The 1,352-nt window shown below is 74.0% G+C and carries 3 protein-coding genes; all 3 read right to left on the reverse strand.

Annotated elements, in window-relative coordinates; genetic code table 11:
• Positions 1–178: 178 nt before the first annotated feature.
• Positions 179–535 (reverse strand): PRC-barrel domain-containing protein, encoded by a 357-nt coding sequence (locus ABZ641_RS37615; protein WP_344622246.1) that lies wholly within the window; start codon positions 533–535, stop codon positions 179–181.
• A gap of 105 nt (positions 536–640) precedes the next feature.
• Positions 641–1,024, reverse strand: coding sequence for a VOC family protein (locus tag ABZ641_RS37620; protein WP_344622245.1), 384 nt, complete (start codon positions 1,022–1,024; stop codon positions 641–643).
• Between the two features lie 66 nt (positions 1,025–1,090).
• Entirely contained in the window at positions 1,091–1,258 is a 168-nt protein-coding gene (locus tag ABZ641_RS37625) for a hypothetical protein (protein WP_344622244.1), read from the reverse strand.
• Between the last annotated feature and the right edge of the window lie 94 nt (positions 1,259–1,352).

Below are 1,352 nucleotides of genomic sequence, written 5' to 3' on the forward strand. Positions count from 1 at the left end.
CGCAGCGCCGCGGCCGCCGCCGTCTCATGGCCTCCCGCAACGGCCGCAGGGCCGGCCCCGCGAGGACGGTCCGCGGGCCGACTCCTCCGGTTCCTCCGGTCGAATCGCTCACCCGGGCGATCCACCCGGCCTGCGCCGCGCGCCGTCCTCTGTTTCCGCAGGGGCACCGGCCGGTCCCTCACCGGCGGGCGAGGCGGCGTTCGCCGCCGGCCCCGGGCCGGTAGTCGAGCCGGTAGTGGGCGAAGACGGCCGGTTCCTGGTCGGCGGTCAGGACGCCGTCGGTGTCGATCGACGGCGCGTCCTTCACCAGGGCCTTCGGATGGGCGACCTTCAAGTAGCCGGGTCCGGCGGTGGCGCCGTCGAGCGGTACGAAGACGAGCCGGTGGCGGGTCGGCAGACCGACGGTGACCGTGGCGAAGGACGGTTCGTCGGTCGCCGTGTCGACGTAGACCGACTCCAGGACACCGATCTTCTTGGCGTCCTGGTCGACGACGTCGTGCTGGCGCCACTCGCGGACGTCTGCGAGCTGGATCATCGGTGGCCTCCGGTCCGTCGAGTCCCGCGCTCCGCCGCGGGGCGGCCCCGCGACGGGTAGCGTCTGCCCGCCCCGACGCTCGGCAACCACTGCCCGTCGGGGGCCTCAGGACGCCGTCGCGGCCCGGTCGGACTCGCTGCGGAGCACGCAGAACTCGTTGCCCTCGGGATCGGCGAGGACCGCCCAGCCGGAGCCGTCGGGATCGCGGCGGTCGGCGACGAGGGTGGCGCCGAGGCCCAGCAGCCGTTCGACCTCCTGGTCGCGCGAGGTCTCCGGGCGCAGGCAGAGGTGGAGCCGGTTCTTGACCGTCTTGGCCTCGGGCACCTGGTTGAAGTACAGGACCGGGCCCTCGGCGAGCATGACCTGGACCTCCGGATCGCCCGGCCGGTCGTCGGGATGCAGCGGACGGCCGGTCACCCTGCTCCAGAACCGGGCCAGCCCGTAGGCATCCGCACAGTCGACCGCCACGTTCTGCACCACCGAGACCATGCCGGCGAGCCTCGCCGATTTCCGTGCCGCGCGCCAGCGGGTTTCCTACCGGGTGGGCCGTCCCTCCTACCGGGTGGGCCGCCGGCCGCTCCGGCGGAAGCGCGCGCCCCCGAGGGCCACCGCGACGAGGAGGACGACGATGCCGATGAACAGGAGGTACAGCAGACCGTGCGCGGCCACGCCGATGAGGCCGAGCACGATCGCGAGGAGCACCAGGAACAGGATCCAGGCCATGGGAGTCCGCCTCCGCCCGAGGAGATGACCGTGCCCGGAGCCGCCGACGGCGGGCACGTCACCCGGTGGGCGGCCCCAGCTGCGGACCCCGCTG

This window comes from Kitasatospora sp. NPDC007106, assembly GCF_040634455.1.
Taxonomy (GTDB): Bacteria; Actinomycetota; Actinomycetes; order Streptomycetales; family Streptomycetaceae; genus Kitasatospora; species Kitasatospora arboriphila.

Coding starts and splice junctions, on each gene's coding strand:
- ABZ641_RS37615 (WP_344622246.1), bottom strand. CDS start 535: ATGATCCAGCTCGCAGACGTCCGCGAGTGGCGCCAGCACGACGTCGTC.
- ABZ641_RS37620 (WP_344622245.1), bottom strand. CDS start 1,024: ATGGTCTCGGTGGTGCAGAACGTGGCGGTCGACTGTGCGGATGCCTAC.
- ABZ641_RS37625 (WP_344622244.1), bottom strand. CDS start 1,258: ATGGCCTGGATCCTGTTCCTGGTGCTCCTCGCGATCGTGCTCGGCCTC.